This is a genomic window from Streptomyces sp. NBC_01012 (genome assembly GCF_045162755.1).
Classification (GTDB): domain Bacteria; phylum Actinomycetota; class Actinomycetes; order Streptomycetales; family Streptomycetaceae; genus Streptomyces.
Genome location: NZ_CP108688.1, coordinates 6,626,869 through 6,648,411, shown reverse-complemented (window position 1 = coordinate 6,648,411; position 21,543 = coordinate 6,626,869). Strand labels below are relative to the sequence as shown.

Here is a 21,543-nt window from a genome sequence, read left to right as displayed (position 1 = left end):
GCGCTGCGGGCGGGAGCGGGCGGAACTGGAGCGGCGGGGCTGGGTGGGAGCGGGGGGGCGGCCGGGCGGGAGCGGCAGGGTCGGCCAGGCGGGAGCGGCGGGCCGGCCGGGCACCATCCGCCTCATACGCACCACGCACCTCGCCTCTGCCGCCGGAAGGGCCTCCCGGGCCACCAGGACGCCCCGCACGCTCCGACGGCACCGACCGGCCAGGAAAAGGGGCCGCACTCCCCCGCCGGGCCCGCACCGGCCCCTGGATGCCCTCGCCGAGCCAGTAGAGTCAGCCCGCATCGGCGGACACCCGTCCGCCGGAGGCCAGGGAGCGAAGCGTGCTGATCCCACACGACACCCGGATCGCCCTCGAAACGGTGGTCGATCTGGTGAACACCGCACCGGACGACGACACGGGCGACGGGCTCGCCGAGCTCACCGCGCTCTACGCCTTCGCGGAACGCCATCGCGTGAGCGGCGTCGGGGAGCTCGGCGACAAGGACCTGCGGGCCGTGCACGACGTCAGGGCCCGGTTCGCGGAGATATTCGCCGCGCCCGACGCCCGTACGGCCGCGGACCTCGTCAACACCCTGGTGGCCGCGGCCGGCACCACCCCGCAGCTCACGGACCACGACGGCTACGACTGGCACGTCCACTACTTCGCGCCGGACGCCTCCGTCGCCGACCACCTCGCGGCGGACTGCGGCATGGCCCTGGCCTTCATCGTCGTGGCGGGTGAGCAGGACCGGCTGCGGCGGTGCGAGGCCCCGGACTGCCGGGACGCCTTCGTCGACCTGTCGCGCAACAGGTCCCGCCGCTACTGCTCAAGCCGTACCTGCGGCAATCGGCTCCATGTGGCCGCCTACCGGGCCAGACGCCGCGAAGCGGCTCGCTGAACCGTCCGTACGCCGCCTGTCCCACGGGAGGCGGGCGTCCCAGCGGGCCGGTGGGAATCCGGGCAGGGCGGCCGCTCACAGCAGAAACAGATCGTGCAGTGCGGCCATCAACAGCAGGCCGCCGACCACGGTCAGAAAAATCATCAGCGGCGGCTGGGAAAGCGCGAAGAGGCAGCCACGCGGCTCTTCGGCGGGGGGTACGGGGACGTCGCCCCGGGATGTGTCCACCATCTCGTAGCGATCATGACTCAGAGCCGCCCCTGTTGGCGATCAACGAACCCTTTCGCGGGGCGAGTTCGACCTCTCCAGGATGAACGGAATCGTTCCGGCGTCCGAAGATCCCGCATGCGTTCGCGCCTCGCACCTCGACAGGGGAACCTCCTCGGCCCGCCCGGTCCGATCGCCGGGACAGAAGCCGGGGTCAGCGCGGGGCGGCGCTCGATGCGCGTACGACGAGTTCGGGCTGGAGGACCACGCTGCGGTGCCGGTGGCCGCCGGCCTCGTCGTCCGCCTCCTCCAGCAGGAGCTCGGCCGCCATCCTGCCCATCACCACGGCGGGCTGTCTGACCGAGGTGAGGGGTACGGCGGCTGCCGCGGCGAACTCGATGTCGTCGTAGCCGACGATGGCGACGTCCTGCGGCACCCGCACACCGGCGGCGTAGAGCGACTGGAGGACGCCGAGCGCCAGCAGGTCGTTGGCGCAGAACACCGCGGTCGGCCGGGGTACGAGCCCGAGCAGCCTGGCCCCGGCGTCGCGCCCTGCCGCCACGTCCAGGCGGTCCGAGGGGATCTCCACGAGCGCCTCGGGGCCGAGACCCGCCTCGGCGAGCGCCGCGAGGGCTCCCTCGCGGCGGTCCCTGATCTGGTGGAGATCACCGGGCCCGCTCACATAGGCGACGGAGCGGTGGCCCGCCGAGACCAGGTGCCCGACGGCGAGCGTGCCGCCGCGTACGTCGTCCACGGAGACGGCGCAGCTGTCGGTGGACGACGCCACCCGGTCGACGAGGACGTAGGGGATCCGGTGGCGGGCGAAGGCCTCGAGGTTGCCGCCGGTGGCGTCGGCGGGGGTGACCAGCACCCCGCAGACCCGCTGCTCGGCGAAGAGCCCGAGATATTCGGCCTCCTCCTCCGGGCTCTGGCCGCTGTTGCAGACCATCACGCCCAGACCGGCGTCCCGCGCCGCACGCTCGGCACCGCGGGCGACATCGACGAAGAACGGGTTGCCCATGTCCAGCACGAGCAGGGCCATGATGCGGCTGCGGCCCGCCCTGAGCTGCCTGGCGGACTCACTGCGTACGTATCCGAGTTCCTCGATCGCCGCCAGCACTCGGGCCCGGGTGTCGGGGAGCACCGCGTCGGGGCGGTTGATCACATTGGAGACCGTACCCACCGAGACTCCGGCCTGCCGGGCCACATCCTTGATCCCTGCCACACGCCCCACTTGCCCTGCCCCACTGCTGCATCCGGCCACGCCGCCGCGTTGAATTGTTTCAATCCGCTCGGGACGCTAACCGCATCCCCGGGACACCGTCAAGATCGGGCGCCGCAACCCGCGCCCTGACCCGAATATACCGAGGTCCTTGCACGCACAGGAGCACCCCGTCACGCACGGCGGGGCATGAATCGATTCATACCCGATTCACGCCCCGCCGCCGCAGCAGCCCGGACGGCGCGGTCCGCCGGTCCGCCGGTCAGATCCCGTGCTTCTTCAGGATGGCCTCGATGTCGCTGAAGTCCTCGCCCGGCGCGGCGGCCTGCTGCTTCTTCGTCGGCCTGTCCTGCGTCTGCTTCTGCCTCTCCTGCGGCTGCGGGCTCGTCGCCACAACTCCCGGCCCGGAGGTCAGCGAGGGTGAGGAAGCGGCCGGCTCGACCGCGGCGCCCCGCTCCGCCGCACGCGCGGCCCTGCGCTCCTTACGGGTCGAGCCGCTGCGGCGCTCCACCGCGCGCGTGGTCATGAAGAGCAGCCAGGCCACGGCCAGCAGCCCGAAGCCGAGCCAGACACTCGGCTTGAAGACGATGCCCGACACCCACTCGACGACACCGGTCATCACCAGTCCGACGGGCACCAGCGAGTAGGCGGCGATACGGGTCGCCGCGAGGAACCGCTTCCGGTAGGCGGTGATCGCGGCTATGCCCAAACCGGCCGCCGACACCGCGGAACAGATCGTCTCGGCAAGCATCGGGGCCTCCAGCAATCGGGATACGTCCATTCCATCCTGCACCGACGACCGTCCCGGAAGCCACGCCGTGGGACCACATCAGGGACATTTCAGGGCTGCGGTCGTCCCCAGGTGCCGTTTGGGAAGCGAGGGACCGGCCTGGAAGACTGACGTCATGAGCGATTCCCCCTCCGCAGCGCCGGTCGTCCTCGACCTCTGGTGCGAGCTCGAGTGCCCCGACTGTCATCGGGCCCTCTCCGACATCCACGCCCTGCGCGCCCGTTACGGCGACCGGCTGGAGGTCCGGCTGCGCCACTTCCCGCTGGAGAAGCACAAGCACGCGTACGCCGCGGCGCAGGCGGCCGAGGAGGCGGTCGTCCAGGGCAAGGGATGGCCGTACATCGAGGCGGTCCTGGCCAGGACCGCGGACCTGGCCCGTGCCGGTGAGCCCCTGCTGGTCGAGGTGGCGGGCGAACTCGGCCTGGACGCCGAGGAGTTCGACACCGCCCTGATCGACGGACGGCATCTGCTGATCGTGGACGCGGACCAGGCCGAGGGCAAGGCGATCGGCGTCACCGGCACCCCCACGTATGTGATCGGTGAGGAGCGGCTGGACGGCGGGAAGAGCCAGGAAGGGCTGCGCGCGCGCATCGAGGAGATCGCCGACCGCCTGCTCGCCGGCCAGGACTGAGCTGCGGGTCGATGCGCTCAGAGCGCCTTGGCCAGGTTGTACCGCTGCACCTCGTAGCCGAGCGACTCGTACAGCCGCAGCGCGGGCGTGTTGGACGTGAAGACATGCAGGCCGAGCAGGCCCAGGCCCGCGTCGAGCGTGATGTCCTCCGCGAGATGCATCAGCGCCCTGCCGTACCCGCGCCCCCGGTACTCGTCGCGTACCTCCACGTCGAACACGTAGCCGAGGTCGTCGCTGTCCTCGTCCGGCGCCTCACGCCTGGCCACCCAGACATGGCCGACGACCGCGCCGTCGTGGACGAGGACATGGAAGTACATGCCACGGGTGGCCAGGCCGTCCGGCAGGGCCGTGGCCTGGTCCGTCTCGGTCTTGCGCCGGGCCTGCTCCTCCGGCACACCGCGCTCGATCCACTCCTGCGCGTACGTCTCGGCGCTGGTGGCCTCCCACGCGGCGAACTCCTCCTCCGTCATCGGACGCCCGGAGACCCCGGCCGGCAGCGCGGGGGCGGTCCTGCGGAGGGTCTTCAGCATGTTCCGGCTGCGCTCGGTGTAGCCGAGCACGGTCGCCAGGGCCCGCGCGGCGCCGTTGTCCGCGGGGGCCACCAGGCGGACCTGGGTGCAGCCCCAGCCGCGCAGCACCTCCTCTGCGGCGAGCGCGGCGATGGTCCCGCGTCCGCGCCCGCGGTGCGCCTCCTCGATGTCGAGCGACCGGAGTATGCCCGCCGAAGGCCCGAACGCCGGGTCGGTGGAGATGTCGACGGCGCCCACGGGCCGCCCGTTGTCGCACACGTCGTACGTGCGAGCCCGCGCGCCGTCGGCGCCTTGCTGTACCGGCCCGGCCGGCCGGATGGTCGTGGTCATTCAGAGTGTTGTACCCGTCGGAGGGCCGACCGGTCACCCTCTTTACGGATTCCGGCGCCCCTGACCGCGCTCGCGGTGGGCCGGGCTAGGATCTTTCGTTTGGATCACCCCGCGAGCCCGGCATGATCCAAACGAAAGACCCTAGGGATCGAGATCGTCCGCGGCGCGCTCGTCGAAGATCCGCACGGCCTTCGCCGTCACCGGCCCCGGGGCGCCGGGCAGTTCCCGCCCGTCGACCCGGTGGACGGCCTGGATGTCGCGGAGCGTGGACGTCAGGAAGATCTCGTCGGCTCGTTCCAGCACGTCCAGCGGCAGGTCGGTCTCCTGTGCGCCCGTCCATTCCACGGTGAGCGCCCGGGTGATCCCGGCGAGGCACCCCGAGGTGACGGGAGGCGTGTGGATCCGGCCGTCCAGGACGACGAACACATTGGATCCGGTGCCCTCGCAGAGCCGGCCTGCGGTGTTGGGGAACAGGGCCTCCGACGCGCCCCGCTCGTGGGCGCGCGCGAGAGCGACGACGTTCTCGGCGTACGAGGTGGTCTTCAGGCCCGTGACCGCGCCGCGTTCGTTCCGCGTCCAGGGGACGGTGACCACGGCCGTGCTGTCGGGGCGGCGCGTCACCTCGCCCATCGCGACGACGAGGCTGGGGCCGGCGTCGCCACGGTCGGAGCCGAGCGGGGAGAGGCCCCCGGTGAAGGTGATCCGCAACCGGCCGAGCTCCATGGGTCCCGCTGCCCCGATGACGTCCTTCACCGCGCGACGCACCTCGTCGTGATCGGGATCGGTCAGGCCCAGGCCCCTGGCCGAGCGTGTCAGCCGGTCGAGGTGCCGGGTGAGGGCGAAGGGCCGGCCCCCGGCGACCCTGACCGTCTCGAAGACGCCGTCCCCCACCGTCAGCCCGTGATCGAGCACGGACAGCCGGGCGTCATCGGCGTCGCGCAGTCCGCCGTTGACCCAGATCCTCATGACGCGGTCCTTCCTGCTTCCTGGTGGTTGCCCGACGCTACAGCGAGCAGTCGGGAGGCCTTGAGCTCGGTCTCGGCCCATTCACGGGCCGGGTCGGATCCCCAGGTGATGCCCGCTCCGGTGCCGAAGCGCAGGAGGGGACCGGGCCCTGTGCGGTCGATCCAGAAGGTCCGTATGCCGACGGCGAGCTGTGCGGTGCCCCGGTCGGCGTCCACCCAGCCGACCGCCCCGCAGTACGGTCCGCGAGGGGCGGTCTCCAGGGCCTCGATGATCCGCAGCGCGCTGGACTTGGGCGCACCGGTGACGGACCCGGGCGGGAACGCCGCGCCGAGCAGCTCCGGCCACCCGCCGCCCTCGGCGAGCCGGCCGCGCACGGTGGAGACGAGGTGGACGAGCCCCGGGTGCTTCTCCACGGCACAGAGACCGGGAACGCTCACGCTGCCGGGGGCGCAGACCCTGCCCAGGTCGTTGCGGACCAGGTCCACGATCATCACGTTCTCCGCGTGGTCCTTCTCCAACAGGTCGGCCTCGGTGCGCCCGGTGCCCTTGATCGGCCCTGACTCGACCGTCCGGCCGTCGCGCGCGAGGAAGAGTTCGGGGGACGCGGTGGCGATCTCCACCCCGTGCCGCGGGAGCCGGATCGTGCCCGCGTACGGCGCCGGGTTGCCGCGGGCGAGCAGTGCGGTGAGGGCGTCCACGTCGGCGGCCCCGTCGTCGGGCAGCGGCGCGGACATGACCCTGCAGAGGTTGGCCTGGTAGACCTCGCCTGCCGCGATGTGTTCACGGATCCGCCGTACGCCGGCCATGTAGGCGTGCTGGTCGAGGGAGGACGTCCAGTCGTCGGGGGCGGGTCCTCGCCAGGCTCCGGGCACGGGGAGGGGGACCTCCTCCGACCGGACGGTGGCGAAGCGGGCGCAGACAAGACGGCCCTCGAAATCAGCACATACCGCCCAGAAACCGGAGGATTCCAGAGCGCTGGGGTCGCTGGTGACATCGAGCAACCCGGAGGCGACGAGGCCACCGAAGCGGGCAAGGGGGGCGAGGTGGCGCACGGGACCGAGTCTAGGCCGCGTCCACAGAGTCCCGCCTGGCCTGCGACGCCTGGCGGATCTGCGCACGACGACCCTCGTGACGGCGGGCGGTGACCTGCGGCGGGCGGCGGTGGCGCAGCACGCTGCACAAACGCGTTTTTGTGCTGGCCCCGGAATCCGCTAGAGTTCAACACGTCACCGGGACGCGCAAGCCGACCGGGAAAGACAAGCGGACGTAGCTCAGTTGGTAGAGCGCAACCTTGCCAAGGTTGAGGTCGCCAGTTCGAACCTGGTCGTCCGCTCGCAGAAGGTGGGGGATCTTCCCGAACCCCCATCCCTGGTGGAGTGGCCGAGAGGCGAGGCAACGGCCTGCAAAGCCGTCTACACGGGTTCAAATCCCGTCTCCACCTCCAAGGACGATTAGCTCAGCGGGAGAGCACTTCCCTGACACGGAAGGGGTCACTGGTTCAATCCCAGTATCGTCCACCGGTCCGCAAGGACCCCCGCGCGATTAGCTCAGCGGGAGAGCGCTTCCCTGACACGGAAGAGGTCACTGGTTCAATCCCAGTATCGCGCACGCAGTACACGCAGGGTCAGCCCTGCGCGATTAGCTCAGCGGGAGAGCGCTTCCCTGACACGGAAGAGGTCACTGGTTCAATCCCAGTATCGCGCACCAGCCGAACCCCCGGTCGTCTCGACGACCGGGGGTTCTGTCGTGGGCGGGTGCGGGTCAGCCGGTGAAGAGCTGGGTGGCCTTGCGGACGAGCTCGTACAGCCCGTAGCCGAACGGCACGGCGACCCAGAGCCAGACGAACACCATGAGCGGTTTACGACTGCTGGTGGACACGAGGGGCCCCTTCCGATGTCTCGTGGAAGCGTGCGTGGACAGGGCGGATGCATTCGTTGGCGACGAAGCCGACGATCAGCAGCCCGATCATGATCGTCAGGGAGGTCGTGTAGAGGCTGGGGCCGCTGTGTCCTGCCCGCTCCCCCGCGTCCGCGACCCGGTTGACGATCAGCGGTCCGAGTACGCCCGCCGTGGACCACGCGGTCAGCAGCCGTCCGTGGATGGCGCCCACCTGGTACGTGCCGAAGAGGTCCCGCAGATACGCGGGCGCGGTCGCGAACCCGCCGCCGTAGAAGGAGAGGATCACCAGCGCGCAGCAGATGAAGAGCGGCTTGGAGTTGTCGCCGAGCTGTGCGATGACCACGTACATGAGCGCGCCGACGCCCAGGTAGATCCGGTACATGTTCTTACGGCCGATGAGGTCAGAGGTGGCGGACCACAGCAGGCGCCCGCCCATGTTGGCCAGCGAGAGCAGGGCGACGAAGCCGGCCGCGGCGGAGACCGACACCGGGGTGGAGGTGTCCGCGAAGAAGTCCTGGATCATGGGCACGGCCTTCTCCAGGATGCCGATGCCCGCGGTGACGTTCATGCAGAGGACCACCCACAGGCACCAGAACTGCGGGGTGCGCAGGGCGTTGCGGGCGGACACCTGGGCGTTGGTGACGAGCCTGCGGGTCTCCTGCTTCGGCTGCCATCCGTCGGGCAGCCAGCCGTCCGGCGGCACCCGCACGAGGAACACGCCGAGCGCCATGAAGGCCGCGTAGACGACGCCGTGGATGAGGAAGGCCGTGGCGATGCCCGAACGGTCCGCGCCGAAGCTTTCCAGCATCCCGGTGGACCAGGGTGAGGCGATGAGCGCGCCGCCGCCGAATCCCATGATGGCGATGCCGGTCGCCATGCCGGGGCGGTCGGGGAACCACTTGATGAGGGTGGAGACCGGAGAGATGTAGCCGATGCCGAGGCCGATGCCGCCGATGAAGCCGTAGCCGAGCACCACGAGCCAGAACTGGCCGGTGGCGGCGCCGAGCGCGGAGACGAGGAAGCCGGAGGAGAAGCAGACGAGCGAGACGAACATCGCCCAGCGTGGGCCGTTGCGTTCGACGAGGGTGCCGCCGAACGCGGCCGAGAGGCCGAGCATGACGATGCCCAGCTGGAACGGGAGTGCACTGGCGGTGCCCGAGAGGTCGAGAGCGGATTCCAGCGGAGGCTTGAACACGCTCCAGGCGTAGGCCTGGCCGATGGAGAGGTGCACGGCGAGCGCGGCGGGCGGTACGAGCCAGCGGCTCCACCCCGGGGGCGCGACAGTTCGGGACCTGTCGAGGAAGTTCATGCACCCGCACTCTAGGCATGAGATATGGCCATGACTAGATCATGAACCGAAGTTCGTCGACCGTATGCAATACCCGTATGCGACGCGGGTCCTGGCACGGGCCCGGACCCGCGTCGCTGCACCGCCGTTTCGGCGGGCCGGGTCAGGAGCTGAACAGCATCCGGCCGAAGCTCTTGCGGTGGTGGTGGCCGCCGTAGTGACTGCCCTGGTGCGGTGCTCCCCAGGCCGGGCCCTGTGCGGCGGGGTAGGCCCCCGGCGCGGGATACGCCTGCGGGGCGGGGTACGCCTGCGGGGCGGGTGGCGCGGGCGGGGCCTGCTGGGCCCACTGCGACTCCAGGCGGGTCAGTGCCTCCAGCTCACCGTAGTCGAGGAAGATCCCCCGGCAGCCGCCGCACTGTTCGATCTGGACGCCGTTGCGGTTGTAGGTGTTCATCTGGCCATGACACTTGGGGCACTGGATCATCGAGTGGGCTCCTCAGAGGGTGACGACGTCGCCGGGATGCGGTCCCGGCGACGAACGCCCCACCCTACGACGGCTGTTCGAGCGCCCGCCCGGTCGGCAGGGAGGCGATCCGGTCGCAAGCGTCGATCATCAGCTGCTCCACCTCGTCCGGACTGCGCTCCTCCGCCGCGGACTTGGCGAGGGCGAGGGCGGCGGTCTGCACCGTGAGCGCGCGCGCCACGACGTCGAGATCGGGCCACGGGTCCCCTTCGACTCGCACCGCGGGGCCTCCTGACGCCCGGTAGGCATCGAGGAAGCGCAGCCAGATCCCGGGCGGCAGCAGCCCTGCCGCGTACCAGGCGGCGGGCCGTGCCAGGTCCCAGGCGGGGTCGCCCAGGCCCGTGTCGTCGACGTCGATCAGCAGCCAGGGGCCGTGGTGGGCGGGGTGCCGTACGAGCTGGCCCAGGTGCAGATCACCGTGGCAGAGGAAGCCGTCCCGGTGCCCGGGGAGCGGGCGCTCGGCGCGGGCCCAGCCGGGCAGCCCGCGCCAGGCGGCGAGCACGGGGGCGGTGGCCGGGTCGCCGGGCCGGGCGGCGCGCATCCGTGCCACGGCGCGGGCCGCCTTGACCGGTCCGCGCATCGGCGGGAGCGGATGGGGCGGCGGGGTCCGGTGCAGCCTGGCCAGGAGGACGGCGGCCTCCTCCCAGGGGGCGGCACCGGGGTCCGAGGGGTCGACGGGCGAGCCGTACGGCCAGAGGCTGACCGTACGCCCGTCGGCTGCGCCGGGCGGCCCGTCGGGGGCGGGGAGCGGCGGGAGCAGGATCCCGGCCAGCAGGGGTGAGGCGGCCAGGGACAGGCGGGCCGCGAGGGCGGGCTGCTCCGAGTCACGGGCGTGGGCCTTGGCGACGGCCGGGCCGCTGCGGACCACCGTGCCGTCGGGCCGGTCCGCGAGCACCTGGGGCGGGGCGCACGCGCACGGTGCCGCGCCCGCGTGGGCGCTGTCGTGCGCCAGGTCGCCCAGGGTGCGTACGACGGGGGTGGTGGTCATCGGATCGGCTCCCGCGGGGGTGATCGGCCGGCCGGGGGCCGGGTCCCGGCGGTGATCGTACGCGGCCGACCGTCGCGAAAAGGGTCCGGACAGCGCGATGTCCGGCCAGCTCCCCAGCTGGCCGGACAAACGCTGCCGTCCGCCGCACCCCCGTCCCCACGGGGCTGTTGGCCGGATGTCCCGGTCCGGACCGCTCTCCCGGACCTGGGGCGCCGCTCAGCGCCCCAGCATCACGCCTACGGACGACGCCTGTGTGACCACTGCGTCCCAGCCGCCGAAGACGACGACCAGCAGGGCCGCCAGGGGAAGGACCATGGCTGTCGCCACCAGCGGGTGGCGCGTGCCGGACCGGCGTACGCCGAACGCGGCGTATGCCCTGCGCCCCTGCGTGCGGATGATCGTCCGCGTGGCCGTGTCCGCCATGGTTCCTCTCCTGACCTGTTCCGGAGCGGCGGGCGTCTGGCCTCGGGGGACGAGTTCCGCGCCCGCCGCATGAGTTCAAGATTAGGGAGACGGGCACCAGGTGGCGTCATGCCCGCGTACCGAATACCGGGCCTCCCCGAGGATGAGCCGGCCGCCTTCCGTGTACTCCCCTGGGTGGAGAAACGGCACCGGCGTGGGCTCCGGACCCCTAGGGTGTGTCGTCAAAACTGCCGTCGCGCGGCAGGCGGCAGTTTGACGACACACCCTGGGGTGTGTCCGCCCCCTGGTGGCCTCGCGGGTCCTTCCGGGAGGTCGGTCCGTGCCGTTCGCCATCGAGAGCAGCCGGTCGAAGACGGCGGCGTCGGCCCTGGAGGTCCCGGTGCGGACACCGGTCCGACATCCGACAGGGGCACCGCCCAGTGCCTTCAAGGCCATGGGGAGGGTGACTTCACTCACTTCCACCACGCCTCCGCGGCCCGCTGCCTCCATCCGGCGGCCCGCTCGTGGGGCCACCACGTGGTACGTCCTCGTCGTGTCACCGGCGTCCACGCCCCTTTCCGTACGATCGCCCTTCGTTGATCCAATCCCCCTCATGTGACGGTCATTTGGGATCTCGCACGCGTCAGGAAGCCCGGATCCCCGGCCCCCTGACCGCTCCTCAGCCCTCCCGTCGGGCGCCGACAATCGATGGGCCGGCGAGGGCGCGGCCTCTGAGCGCGCCGCGCCACGGGTACGTAAGCTGTGCCTCGTCAGGCGGACCGGCAGCGGGGATGGACAGACGATGGCGATGATGCGGCTCCGGCGCGAGGACCCGCGTGTCGTCGGCTCGTTCAGGCTGCACCGGCGGCTCGGTGCGGGCGGCATGGGCGTCGTCTATCTAGGATCCGACCGCAGGGGCCAGCGGGTGGCGCTCAAGGTGATCCGGCCGGATCTGGCGGAGGACCAGGAATTCCGCTCCCGCTTCGCGCGCGAGGTGTCCGCCGCCCGCAGGATCCGCGGCGGCTGCACCGCGCGGCTGGTGGCCGCCGATCTTGAGGCGGATCGGCCCTGGTTCGCCACGCAGTACGTGCCGGGCCCCTCGCTGCACGACAAGGTCGTCGAGGAGGGCCCGCTGCCCGCCGCCGAGGTCGCCTCGATCGGGGCGGCTCTCTCGGAGGGACTGGTGGCGGTCCACGAGGCGGGTGTCGTCCACCGTGACCTGAAGCCCTCCAACATCCTCCTCTCCCCCAAGGGCCCCCGGATCATCGACTTCGGTATCGCCTGGGCGACCGGGGCCAGCACGCTCACCCATGTCGGTACGGCGGTCGGCTCCCCGGGCTTCCTGGCGCCCGAGCAGGTGCGCGGAGCGGCGGTGACGCCCGCGACGGACGTGTTCTCGCTGGGCGCCACCCTGGCGTACGCGGCGATGGCGGATTCGCCCTTCGGACATGGCAGTTCCGAGGTGATGCTCTACCGCGTGGTCCACGAGGAGCCGCATCTCTTCGATGTGCACGATGCGCTCGCCCCGCTCGTACGGGCGTGTCTGGCGAAGGACCCGGAGGAACGGCCGAGCACCCTGCAACTGTCCATGCGGCTCAAGGAGATCGCCGCGCGCGAGGCGCAGGGGCTGCACGAGCGCCGGCCGCCCGCACAGCGCGGCGCCCAGGAGCTGGACCGGCCGACCGGCCGGCTCGACGGCCCGTACACCGAGCAGGCGACCCGGCGTACGGCAGGCGGGCATACCCAGGAGTCGCGTGCCACGGGCGCGCGGCGCCCCGCGTCGCGTCCGGCGGCCCCCCGGACCGGCGGCTCGCAGCCCAGGGCGGTGCGGGGCGGGCCGCGCCCGGGGCAGCAGCCCCATGGGCCGAAGGGCACGAACGGCAGGCAGGCCCCGCGGCCGGGGGTCAGGACGACCTCGGCGGGCAAGGGCGGGAAGCGGCGGCCGGCGAACCCACGGCTGCTGCGTCAGCGGCTCGTCGTCTTCGTCGTGGTGACGCTGCTCGTCGCGCTGGGCATCGCGGCCGCCCAGGGCTGCCAGGGCCCGGCACGCGGACTGGGCGGCACGCCGTCACAGACGTACGACGGGGCCGCCGTCCAGCCGGTGCGGCCGTACGAGGACCCCGGGGCCTGAGTCAGGCCCGGTCGGCCCGGGTCGCGTAGAAGGCGACAGCCGAGGCCGCGGCGACGTTGAGCGAGTCGACCCCGGCGTCCATCGGGATACGGACGTGGGTGTCGGCTGCGGCGAGTGCCTCGGGGGTGAGGCCGTCGCCCTCCGTGCCGAACACGAGCGCCAGCTTCCCGTGCCGCCGGGCGACGAGTTCGTCCAGGGTGATCGATGTGTCGCTCAGGCAGAGCGCGGCGGTGGTGAAGCCGGCCTCCCGCAGCAGGCCGAGGTCCTGGGGCCAGGACGTGAGGCGGGTCCAGGGGACGTGGAAGACGGAGCCCATGGAGACCTTGACCGCCCGCCGGTAGAGCGGGTCGGCGCAGCGCGGGGTGAGCAGGACGGCGTCGACGCCGAGTGCGGCGGCGTTACGGAAGGCGGCGCCGAGGTTGGCGTGGTCGACGATGTCCTCGAACACGGCGACCCTGCGTATCCCGCCCTCCGCCGGGGAGAGCAGCGTGGCGACGTCGGGCAGTGGCTCGCGCCGCATGGAGGCCAGCGCCCCGCGGTGCACGTGGTAGCCGGTGACGCGTTCGGCGATGGCGGGGGTGACCAGGTAGACGGGTGCCGTGGCCTCCTCGATCACATCGCGCATGACTTCGGTCCACTTGGCGGAGAGCAGCATCGACCGCATCTCGTACCCGGCGTTCCCGGCACGCCTGATCACTTTCTCGCCCTCGGCGATGAAGAGACCCTCGGCGGGTTCGCGCCGGCGTCGGAGCTCGACGTCGGTCAGGCCGGTGTAGTCGCCGAGCCGCGGGTCGTCCGGGTCGTCGACGGTGATGAGCTCAGCCACGGGGCGCCGTCGCCGTGCCGACGGCGACGACATCGCCGATGACGATGACGGCCGGGGGGCGTACCTCTTCCGCGATCACGCGTTCGCCGACGTCTCCGAGCGTCGCGTCGACCCTCCGCTGGGCGGCGGTGGTGCCCTCCTGGACCAGGGCCACCGGGGTCCCGGGCGACCTGCCGTGGGCGATGAGGGCCTGGGCGATGGCGCCGATCTTGTCGACGGCCATCAGCAGGACGAGGGTGCCGCGCAGCTGTGCGAGCGCCTTCCAGTCGACCAGGGAGCGCGGGTCGTCGGGGGCCACATGGCCGCTGACCACCGTGAACTCGTGCGCGACGCCCCGGTGGGTGACGGGGATCCCGGCCGCGCCCGGCACGGAGATCGAGCTGGAGATCCCGGGGACGACCGTACAGGCGATGCCCTCGGCGGCCAGGGCCTGCGCCTCCTCCATGCCGCGGCCGAAGACGAACGGGTCGCCGCCCTTGAGGCGTACCACCGACCTGCCGGCCTTGGCGTGGTCGATGAGCGCCTGGTTGATCGCCTCCTGCGCCATGTAACGGCCGTACGGGATCTTCGCCGCGTCGATCACCTCGACGTGCGGCGGGAGCTCGTCGAGCAGATCGCGGGGGCCCAGCCGGTCGGCGATGACCACGTCCGCCTCGGCGAGGAGCCGCCGGCCCCTGACCGTGATCAGGTCGGGGTCACCAGGACCGCCGCCCACCAGGGCGACGCCGGGAGCGCGGGTGCGGTGGTGCGGGGCGGCGAGGGTGCCGTCGCGCAGCCCCTCCACGATCGCGTCACGCACCGCGGCGGAGTGCCGGGGGTCGCGGCCCTGCGAGGTGGTGGTGAGGACGGCGACGGTGATGCCTTCGCTGCGGCCGGTGGCGGGGGTCCAGGCGGTGGCCGCCTCCGCGTCGTCGCTCCGGACGCACCAGGTGCGGGTGCGCTCGGCCTCGGCGGACGCGGCGTCGTTGGCCGCGGCGTCGGACGAGGCGACGAGGGCGTACCAGGTGTCGGCGAGGTCGCCGTCCTGATACCTGCGGCGTTCCCAGCGGATCTCGCCGGTGTCGGCCATCGCCTCGACGGACGCGGTCGCGGACGGGGAGACCAGGGTGATGTCGGCCCCGGTCGCGATGAGGGCGGGCAGCCGGCGCTGCGCGACCTGGCCGCCGCCGACGACGACGACGCGGCGCCCGTTCAGGCGCAGTCCGACGGGGTAGGCAGGGTGATCGTCATGCTCGGCCATGGTCGTGCGGGCTCCTCGTGCAGGGTGCGGTGTGCTGCGGGCCGCTGCTGCGGCGGAGCGGCGGTGACGTGGGGTTTTCGGGGTGGAGACTACTTCTCCGTGACTCCCGCGGAGTCGAACGTCGCCACGTCGTGCATCGCGCGGGCGGCGCTCTGCACGATGGGGAGCGCCAGCAGGGCGCCCGTGCCCTCGCCGAGGCGGAGGTCCAGGTCGACCAGCGGGCGCAGGCCCAGCTTGTTGAGGGCCGCGACATGGCCGGGCTCCGCGCTGCGGTGGCCCGCGATGCACGCGGCGAGCGCCTCGGGGGCGATGGCCCGGGCGACCAGGGCCGCCGCACCCGCGCTCACACCGTCCAGGATCACCGGCGTACGGAGTGAGGCGCCGCCCAGCAGGAAGCCGGCCATGGCGGCGTGCTCCAGGCCGCCGACCGCGGCCAGTACCCCGATGGGGTCGTCCGCGTCGGGCTGGTGCAGGTCGAGGGCGCGGCGCACCACATCGACCTTGCGGGCGTGCATCTCGTCGTTGATCCCGGTGCCGCGGCCGGTCACCTCCGCCGGGTCCATACCGGTGTAGACGCAGATCAGCGCGGCCGAAGCGGTGGTGTTGGCGATGCCCATCTCACCGGTGAGCAGGCCCTTGTTGCCGGCGGCCACCAGGTCGCGGGCGGTCTCGATGCCCACCTCGATCGCCGCGAGCACCTCTTCGCGGGTGAGGGCGGGGCCGGTGGTGAAGTCGGCCGTTCCCGCACGGACCTTCCTGGGGAGCAGCCCGGGCATCGCGGGGAGTTCGGAGGCCACACCGACGTCGACGACGCAGACCTCGGCGCCGACCTGGGCGGCGAAGGCGTTGCAGACCGCGCCGCCATCGAGGAAGTTGGCGACCATCTGGCCGGTGACCTCCTGCGGCCACGCCGTGACCCCCTGGGCGTGCACCCCGTGGTCACCGGCGAACACCGCGACCGCGGCGGGCTCGGGGACGGGCGGCGGGCACAGCCGGGAGAGCCCGGACAGCTGGGCGGAGATGATCTCCAGCATGCCGAGCGCGCCGGCGGGCTTCGTCATCCGCTTCTGGCGTTCCCAGGCCTCGCCGAGCGCCTTGGCGTCCAGCGGGCGGATGCCTTCGATGGTCTCCTGGAGGAGGCTGTGCGGCTCCCCGCCGGGCAGGGCGCGCCGGCCGTACGTCTCCTCGTGGACGACCCAGGACAGCGGGCGGCGCTTGGACCAGCCCGCCTGCATCAGTTCGGGCTCCTCGGGGAATTCGTCGACGTAACCGACACAGAGGTAGGCGACGACTTCGAGGTGCTCGGGCAGACCGAGCGCCCGGACCATCTCGCGCTCGTCGAAGAAGCTGACCCAGCCGACGCCGAGGCCTTCGGCGCGGGCGGCGAGCCACAGGTTCTCCACGGCGAGCGCCGAGGAGTACGGGGCCATCTGCGGCTGGGTGTGCCGGCCCAGGGTGTGCCGGCCACCACGAGTGGGGTCGGCGGTGACGACGATGTTCACCGGGGTGTCGAGGATGGCCTCGATCTTGAGTTCCTTGAACTGCTTGGCCCGCGCCTTGGGCAGCGACTTGGCGTAGGCCTCGCGCTGGCGCTGCGCCAGTTCGTGCATGGAGCGGCGCGTCTCGGCCGACCGGATGACGACGAAGTCCCAGGGCTGCGAGTGGCCGACGCTCGGCGCGGTGTGGGCGGCCTCCAGGACGCGGAGGAGCACCTCGTGCGGGATGGGGTCACCGCGGAAGCCGTTGCGGATGTCGCGGCGTTCACGCATCACCCGCAGCACGGCTTCGCGCTCGGCGTCGTCGTAGCCGGGGGCGGGGGCCGTCCCGTCCTCGGCGGGGGCCGTTTCCGGCTCGGCGGGGGCCTCGGCTGCCGGTGCCGTTGCTTCCAGGGGCCGGGGCTCCGGAATCACAGCCTCCGGAACCTCGGCGTGGGAGACCTCTGCCTCGGGGACCTCGGCCCCGGGGGTCTCGATGATCTCGGGGCCCGTGCCGGGCTCGGGCGTGGGCTGCGACTCGGGCTGCGGCTCCGGCTCGGTGAGGAGCTGGGGCCCGGCCTGCGGTACGACGAGATGCTCGGGAGCCGGCTCGGGTACGACGACGGGCTCGGGCAGGATCTCGGGCTGCTGGGCGGCGACCGGCTGCTGCGGTACCTCCACAGCCTCGGGCACGGGCGGTGCCGGCTCGGCGACGGATTCGGGAGCCTGCTCAGGCTCGGCTGCAGCGGGGACGGCGGTCCCGGCGGGAGGCGTCGGGGAGAGATGCGGGGTCGTGGGCACGGAGCCGTCGACGGGCACGAACTGTCCCACCGGCTCGGCCGCGGCGGCGGCGTCCTCGACCGGCAGGTCGACGGGCGCGGGGGCATCGGCGGGAGCGGGCGCGGATGCGTCGGCGGGCGCGGGCACTTCGGCCGGAGCCGGCGCGGGGGCCTCGGCCTCCGCCGGAAGTTCATCGGCCTGAGCGGTGGCCGGCGCGACGGGAGCCTCCGCCGGCGCGGCGGCCTGCTGCTCCGGGTGCGGCTCCGGAGCGACCGTTTCTGCGGGCGCGACGGGCGCGACGGGCTCAACGGCGGCGGCCGGGACGACGGGCTCCACGGGAGCGACGGGCTCGCCCGGGACGACGGCCTCCGCGGGGGCGACCGGCTCGGCGGGCACCACAGGCGCGACCGGCTCGGGTTCGGCCGGTTCGGCGGGCACGAACGCCTCGGCGGGCGCCTCGGGCTCCACCACCGGCTCGGGCACGGGCACGGCAGCCTGCTCGGGCGCGGCCACCGGCTCCACCACCGGCTCGGGCGCGGCCACCGGCTCGGGCGCGCCCCACGCGGAGGCGCCCTGCGGCGGGATCTCCCCCAGCTGCGGGCCCGGCAGCATGGCCGCGTCGTCCGCGGGGATGTCGAAGTACTCGGGCCCCGAGGTCGGCGGCCCGGCGTGCCGCACGGGCATCGGGTTCCGCGGTCCTGCCGGCCCCCGGTCCGCGAGCGAGCGGACCACTCCGCCGGTCGGCGTACCCCCGTAGGAAGGTGCCTCGGTGGAGGCGGGACCCCGGTGCAGCGGGCGCCTGGCCGGCGCTGCGGCGGCCGGCACCTGCACAGGGGTGTGCGCCTGGAACTGCTCGTGCTGGCCCGTCGGTGCGCCCGGAGCGTCGCTCCACGCGCCCTGGGACGCGGGCATCAGAAGGACGTCGTCATCCTCGGGTGCCTGCTCGGAGGGTTCGAGGTAGGTGTAGGCGTCCGGGGCGGGGATGCCCGGCTGCTCCACCATGCCTGCGTTCTCCGGCAGTCCCTCGCCCGGGATCTGGCCGGTGTCAGTCATGCGTACCCCTCGCCCATCGTCAGTGCTCCTTCGCCCTTCACCCGGGATGCCCGAACCACGGCACGCCGGCGCTCGTCAACAAGAACGAGCGGGCTCCCCGCGCGGCACGAAACGCGCGCGGAGGTGTACATTCTCGCGGCCGTTCGCCGCCGCGACAGACAGTTCTGCCCCGGCTCGCTGTGGACTGCGCCACGTTGCGCGTCCCCCGGTTGCGCCGTACCACATCGCGGACCAAAACTGTCCACTTTTCCGGACATTGACGAACGAACCGTCGAACAGCCGGGCGCGGTACAACAATCGGTCAGCCTACCTCGCGCTCCCCCCGAACACCTCAGGGGGCGAGATCGGAACGCACCGCGGAGAGCATGAACACGACGGAGCGTTCACGTTCCGTCCAGGCGGAGGTGTCCAGTTCGACGGACTGGAGCAGCGCGCATTCGACCGCGTATCCGTTCTCCCCGAGCGCCGCGCCCAGTGCCTCCGCCTCGTCCCGGTTCGAGGCATGGGTGACGATACGTTCCGGCCGCCGGTCGGCGACCGCCGTGACCACGGCCACTCCGCCGCCGCCGATGCGTACGACATCGGGTTCGGGCAGGCGCTCCAGGACGTGCGGGGCCGTGCCCATGACGACCTGGACGCCCACCTGGAAGGCGCGTGCCGCGGCGGCCGTACGCGCGCAGGCGTCCGGGTCGCTGTCCACGGCGAGCACAGCGGCCCCGAAGCGGGCCGCCTCCACGGCGAGGGCCCCGCTGCCGGAACCGATGTCCCAGACCAGATCGCCGGTGCGCGGCCCGAGGCGGGCGAGCTGGGCGGCGCGCAGGCCGGGGAACTCCCCTTCGCCGCTCTCCCCCGTACCGCCGTACGACGCGGGGGGCAGGGCCCAGCCGCGTACGTTCTCGGGGCGGCGGCCGGCGATCCAGGCGCCGGCGGCGGTGGTCTCGGGACCACTGCCGATGGCGATGACGACATTGGGGTCGCGCCAGGTGTGGTCGGCCGTCTTGTCGGAGGTCAGGACGGTGACCTGTTCGCGTACGGTGCCGAGCTCCTCGCAGATCACGAAGGTGCGGTGGACGCCTTCGAGCAGCAGTGCGAGCTCCGCGGGCCCCGCGCCGGGCGAGGTGAGCACGGCGACCTTGTGGTGGGCGCGTACGACGTTGACCGCGCGGCGCAGGGTGCGCGGGTGGGCGACGACGATCTGCGCGTCGTCCCAGGGCATTCCGGCGCGGGCGAAGGCGGTGGCGACGGACGAGACGGCGGGGACCACCTCGACCTCGAGGCCGTGTTCGGGCTTGCGCAGGGTGCGTACGACGCCGAAGAAGCCGGGGTCGCCGTCGGCGAGGACCACGGCGCTCCCCCGGTGCCCGGCGATCCTGCGGGCGGCGAGGTCGACGCTGCCGAGCCGGATCCGTTCCGCGCGCCCGGGGACCTCGGGGAGCGCGAGGTGGTGGGCGGCACCGGCGACGAGCGTGGCGGCCGAGAGTGCGGCGGTGGCCACACCGGTCAGTGGCGAACCGTCCCAGCCGATCACCGTGACCCGGTCGGCCATCGTCGTCATTCTCCTGGTGTGTGAGCAGGCGGGGGCTCCACGCGGGACGGGCGGAGCAAGGCGAGCGTATCCGGTCCGTACCAGCACTCCGCCGGGGAGTCCCGGAGCCCGGGAGCGTGGGTCAGTTCCAGTCGTTGTACGTGCCGTAGCCGCCCGCGTCGGCCAGCTGCTCGGCGACGCCGTCCAGGTCCTCGGGCAGCAGCCCCCACACGATGAGGTCGGTCCTGATGTCGGCCCAGCCCCCGTCCTCGGTCGCCGTCCTGGCTATGCGGGCGTTGCGCAGGACTCCTTCGCTGATGCAGCCCAGCTTCTGGGCGACCTGCTGGGACGCGGTGTTCCCCGCGGGGGTGCGGAGCTCGATCCGTTCGAAGCCCTGGTCCCGGAAGAGCCACTCGGCGAGGGCCAGTACGGCCTCGGTGGCGTATCCCTCACCTCGTGCCCAGGGGGCGGTGATGTAGCGGACCTCGGTGGCCAGGGTGCGCCGGTCGGTGTTGAGGAGCCGTACGGAGCCGACGAGGCGCTGGGTGAGGAATTCGGTGACGGCGAGCACGATGCCGCTGCCCTGGGTGCGTTCGGCGGGCGCGATCCTGCGGACCCACCGTTCGGCGTCGACCTGGGTGTAGGGGTGCGGGGCGTCGGTCCAGGCGGTGACCAGTTCGTCGTTCATCATCTCGATGTACGCCGGGACGTCGGCCATGTCGAAGGGGCGCAGCACCAACCTGTCCGTGCTGATGGAGATGGACGGGAAGGTGGTAGTCATGCGCAGCTCCATGCCGAAGACCCGGTAAAGGCACCAGCATGCAGCATCGGGCCGTGGATGCGCATGGCCGGGTCCGCACGGCGGAGCCCCGCACACCCTGGTGCGGGTGTGCGGGGCTCGTGCGGCAAGTGGTGCCGGGGGGTCAGGACTTGGCGACCTCGCCGAAGGCGGGGACGATCGAGCCCTTGTAGGTGTCCTCGATGAACTTCTTGACCTCGTCGGAGTTCAGGAGCTTCGCGAGCTTCTTGACCCGGGGGTCGTCCTCGTTGCCCTCCTTGACGGCCAGGAAGTTGGCGTACGGGTTGCCTTCGGCCTTCTCCAGTGCCAGGGAGTCCTGGGCGGGCTTCAGGTCGGCCTCGATGGCGTAGTTGCCGTTGATGACGGCGGCGTCGACGTCGTCCAGGGCGCGGGGCACGGTCGCGGCTTCGAGCTCCTTGAACTCCAGGCCCTTCTTGTCCGTGATGTCGCTGAGCTTGGCGTTGGTGCCCACGCCGTCCTTGACGGTGATCAGCCCGTTCTCGGCGAGGAGCTGGAGCGCGCGTCCCTCGTTGGTGGTGTCGTTCGGGACGGCGACGGTCTGGCCCGCCTTGATGTCCTCGATGTCCTTGATCTTCTTGGAGTAGAGACCGAGGGGTTCGAGGTGGACGTTGACGACCGGGACGATGTGGGTCTTGTTCTTCTCGTTGAAGTCGTCCAGGTAGGGCTTGTGCTGGAAGAAGTTGGCGTCGACCTGGCCGCTCTCGGTGGCGGTGTTCGGCAGGACGTAGTCCGTGAACTCCTTGACCTCCAGCTTGAGGCCGGCCTTGTCCGCCAGGTTCTTCTTGACGTAGTTGAGGATGTCGGCGTGCGGCGTGGGGGACGCGGCGACGACGAGGGCCTTGGAGGTGTCCGCGTCACCGCCGCTCCCGCTCTTGGCGCCCGGGTCGGAGTCCGTACCGCAGGCGCTGAGCCCGAGGGCGAGGGCGGCGGTGGCCGCGGCGGCAGCGGTGATCTTGATGTTCTTACGCACGAAGAGTGCCTCTTTCCGGTGGTGGTGGTGCGCCCGACAAGGAGTTCGGGCTTCAGGGGA

Annotated in this window: 19 protein-coding genes and 5 tRNA genes; 8 read left to right on the top strand and 16 right to left on the bottom strand. The window is 72.3% G+C overall.

Annotation, left to right across the window (positions count from 1 at the left end; translation table 11 throughout):
• Positions 1-329 precede the first annotated feature (329 nt).
• Positions 330-887, top strand: a complete 558-nt coding sequence (locus tag OG623_RS29745) for a CGNR zinc finger domain-containing protein (RefSeq protein ID WP_406150652.1) — start codon at positions 330-332, stop codon at positions 885-887.
• A 75-nt stretch (positions 888-962) separates the two neighbouring features.
• Here OG623_RS29745 and OG623_RS29740 read toward each other — a convergent pair whose 3' ends face one another.
• The 3 genes from OG623_RS29740 to OG623_RS29730 all read right to left on the bottom strand — a co-directional run bounded on the left by OG623_RS29740 (position 963) and on the right by OG623_RS29730 (position 3,067).
• Positions 963-1,118, bottom strand: coding sequence for a hypothetical protein (locus OG623_RS29740; RefSeq protein WP_362890326.1), 156 nt, complete (start codon positions 1,116-1,118; stop codon positions 963-965).
• 190 nt (positions 1,119-1,308) lie between these two features.
• Positions 1,309-2,328: a LacI family DNA-binding transcriptional regulator gene (locus tag OG623_RS29735; protein ID WP_406150651.1), complete on the bottom strand. Its 1,020-nt coding sequence runs from the start codon at positions 2,326-2,328 to the stop codon at positions 1,309-1,311.
• 250 nt (positions 2,329-2,578) lie between these two features.
• Positions 2,579-3,067 carry a hypothetical protein gene (locus OG623_RS29730; protein WP_406152067.1) on the bottom strand — a complete coding sequence of 163 codons (489 nt, stop codon included), beginning with the start codon at positions 3,065-3,067 and terminating at the stop codon, positions 2,579-2,581.
• 154 nt (positions 3,068-3,221) lie between these two features.
• Here OG623_RS29730 and OG623_RS29725 point away from each other — a divergent pair, with 154 nt between their 5' ends.
• Complete coding sequence (locus OG623_RS29725; protein ID WP_406150650.1) at positions 3,222-3,737, top strand: DsbA family protein; 516 nt, start codon at positions 3,222-3,224, stop codon at positions 3,735-3,737.
• A 17-nt stretch (positions 3,738-3,754) separates the two neighbouring features.
• Here the strand turns inward: OG623_RS29725 and OG623_RS29720 are convergent, their stop codons facing one another.
• From OG623_RS29720 to OG623_RS29710, 3 genes are all read right to left on the bottom strand, one after another.
• A complete protein-coding gene (locus OG623_RS29720) occupies positions 3,755-4,597 on the bottom strand; it encodes a GNAT family N-acetyltransferase (RefSeq protein WP_406150649.1) in 843 nt (280 codons plus the stop codon).
• A 141-nt stretch (positions 4,598-4,738) separates the two neighbouring features.
• Positions 4,739-5,563 (bottom strand): aminotransferase class IV, encoded by an 825-nt coding sequence (locus OG623_RS29715; RefSeq protein ID WP_406150648.1) that lies wholly within the window; start codon positions 5,561-5,563, stop codon positions 4,739-4,741.
• Positions 5,560-6,615: a chorismate-binding protein gene (locus tag OG623_RS29710; RefSeq protein ID WP_406150647.1), complete on the bottom strand. Its 1,056-nt coding sequence runs from the start codon at positions 6,613-6,615 to the stop codon at positions 5,560-5,562. Before OG623_RS29710 ends, OG623_RS29715 begins: the two co-directional genes overlap by 4 nt.
• Before the next feature lie 208 nt (positions 6,616-6,823).
• Here OG623_RS29710 and OG623_RS29705 point away from each other — a divergent pair.
• From OG623_RS29705 to OG623_RS29685, 5 genes are all read left to right on the top strand, one after another.
• Positions 6,824-6,896 (top strand) — tRNA-Gly (locus tag OG623_RS29705).
• 37 nt (positions 6,897-6,933) lie between these two features.
• A tRNA-Cys gene (locus OG623_RS29700) sits at positions 6,934-7,007 on the top strand.
• A gap of 1 nt (position 7,008) precedes the next feature.
• A tRNA-Val gene (locus OG623_RS29695) sits at positions 7,009-7,080 on the top strand.
• A gap of 19 nt (positions 7,081-7,099) precedes the next feature.
• Positions 7,100-7,171 (top strand) — tRNA-Val (locus tag OG623_RS29690).
• 24 nt (positions 7,172-7,195) lie between these two features.
• Positions 7,196-7,270 (top strand) — tRNA-Val (locus tag OG623_RS29685).
• Between the two features lie 151 nt (positions 7,271-7,421).
• On the opposite strand, the gene OG623_RS29680 is transcribed toward OG623_RS29685, so the two are convergent.
• The 4 genes from OG623_RS29680 to OG623_RS29665 all read right to left on the bottom strand — a co-directional run bounded on the left by OG623_RS29680 (position 7,422) and on the right by OG623_RS29665 (position 10,684).
• The gene (locus OG623_RS29680; RefSeq protein ID WP_406150646.1) at positions 7,422-8,771 is read right to left on the bottom strand and encodes an OFA family MFS transporter; all 1,350 of its coding nucleotides are present in this window, start codon (positions 8,769-8,771) and stop codon (positions 7,422-7,424) included.
• Between the two features lie 142 nt (positions 8,772-8,913).
• On the bottom strand, positions 8,914-9,234 hold the full coding sequence (locus OG623_RS29675) for a zf-TFIIB domain-containing protein (RefSeq protein ID WP_406150645.1): 321 nt from the start codon (positions 9,232-9,234) through the stop codon (positions 8,914-8,916).
• 64 nt (positions 9,235-9,298) lie between these two features.
• Entirely contained in the window at positions 9,299-10,261 is a 963-nt protein-coding gene (locus OG623_RS29670; RefSeq protein WP_406150644.1) for a phosphotransferase family protein, read from the bottom strand.
• Positions 10,262-10,477: 216 nt separating this feature from the next.
• Complete coding sequence (locus tag OG623_RS29665; RefSeq protein ID WP_362890345.1) at positions 10,478-10,684, bottom strand: hypothetical protein; 207 nt, start codon at positions 10,682-10,684, stop codon at positions 10,478-10,480.
• Positions 10,685-11,465: 781 nt separating this feature from the next.
• Between OG623_RS29665 and OG623_RS29660 the strand changes: the two genes are divergently transcribed.
• A complete protein-coding gene (locus OG623_RS29660) occupies positions 11,466-12,794 on the top strand; it encodes a serine/threonine-protein kinase (RefSeq protein WP_406150643.1) in 1,329 nt (442 codons plus the stop codon).
• Between the two features lies 1 nt (position 12,795).
• On the opposite strand, the gene OG623_RS29655 is transcribed toward OG623_RS29660, so the two are convergent.
• The 6 genes from OG623_RS29655 to OG623_RS29630 all read right to left on the bottom strand — a co-directional run bounded on the left by OG623_RS29655 (position 12,796) and on the right by OG623_RS29630 (position 21,483).
• The gene (locus OG623_RS29655; RefSeq protein WP_406150642.1) at positions 12,796-13,620 is read right to left on the bottom strand and encodes a TrmH family RNA methyltransferase; all 825 of its coding nucleotides are present in this window, start codon (positions 13,618-13,620) and stop codon (positions 12,796-12,798) included.
• On the bottom strand, positions 13,613-14,860 hold the full coding sequence (cobA, locus tag OG623_RS29650) for a uroporphyrinogen-III C-methyltransferase (protein ID WP_406150641.1): 1,248 nt from the start codon (positions 14,858-14,860) through the stop codon (positions 13,613-13,615). Before cobA ends, OG623_RS29655 begins: the two co-directional genes overlap by 8 nt.
• An 89-nt stretch (positions 14,861-14,949) precedes the next feature.
• Entirely contained in the window at positions 14,950-18,168 is a 3,219-nt protein-coding gene (cobT, locus tag OG623_RS29645; protein WP_406150640.1) for a nicotinate-nucleotide--dimethylbenzimidazole phosphoribosyltransferase, read from the bottom strand.
• Between the two features lie 331 nt (positions 18,169-18,499).
• The gene (cbiE, locus tag OG623_RS29640) at positions 18,500-19,714 is read right to left on the bottom strand and encodes a precorrin-6y C5,15-methyltransferase (decarboxylating) subunit CbiE (protein WP_406152066.1); all 1,215 of its coding nucleotides are present in this window, start codon (positions 19,712-19,714) and stop codon (positions 18,500-18,502) included.
• 121 nt (positions 19,715-19,835) lie between these two features.
• Complete coding sequence (locus OG623_RS29635; RefSeq protein ID WP_406150639.1) at positions 19,836-20,474, bottom strand: GNAT family N-acetyltransferase; 639 nt, start codon at positions 20,472-20,474, stop codon at positions 19,836-19,838.
• A gap of 142 nt (positions 20,475-20,616) precedes the next feature.
• Positions 20,617-21,483: a MetQ/NlpA family ABC transporter substrate-binding protein gene (locus OG623_RS29630; RefSeq protein WP_406150638.1), complete on the bottom strand. Its 867-nt coding sequence runs from the start codon at positions 21,481-21,483 to the stop codon at positions 20,617-20,619.
• Positions 21,484-21,543 lie beyond the last annotated feature (60 nt).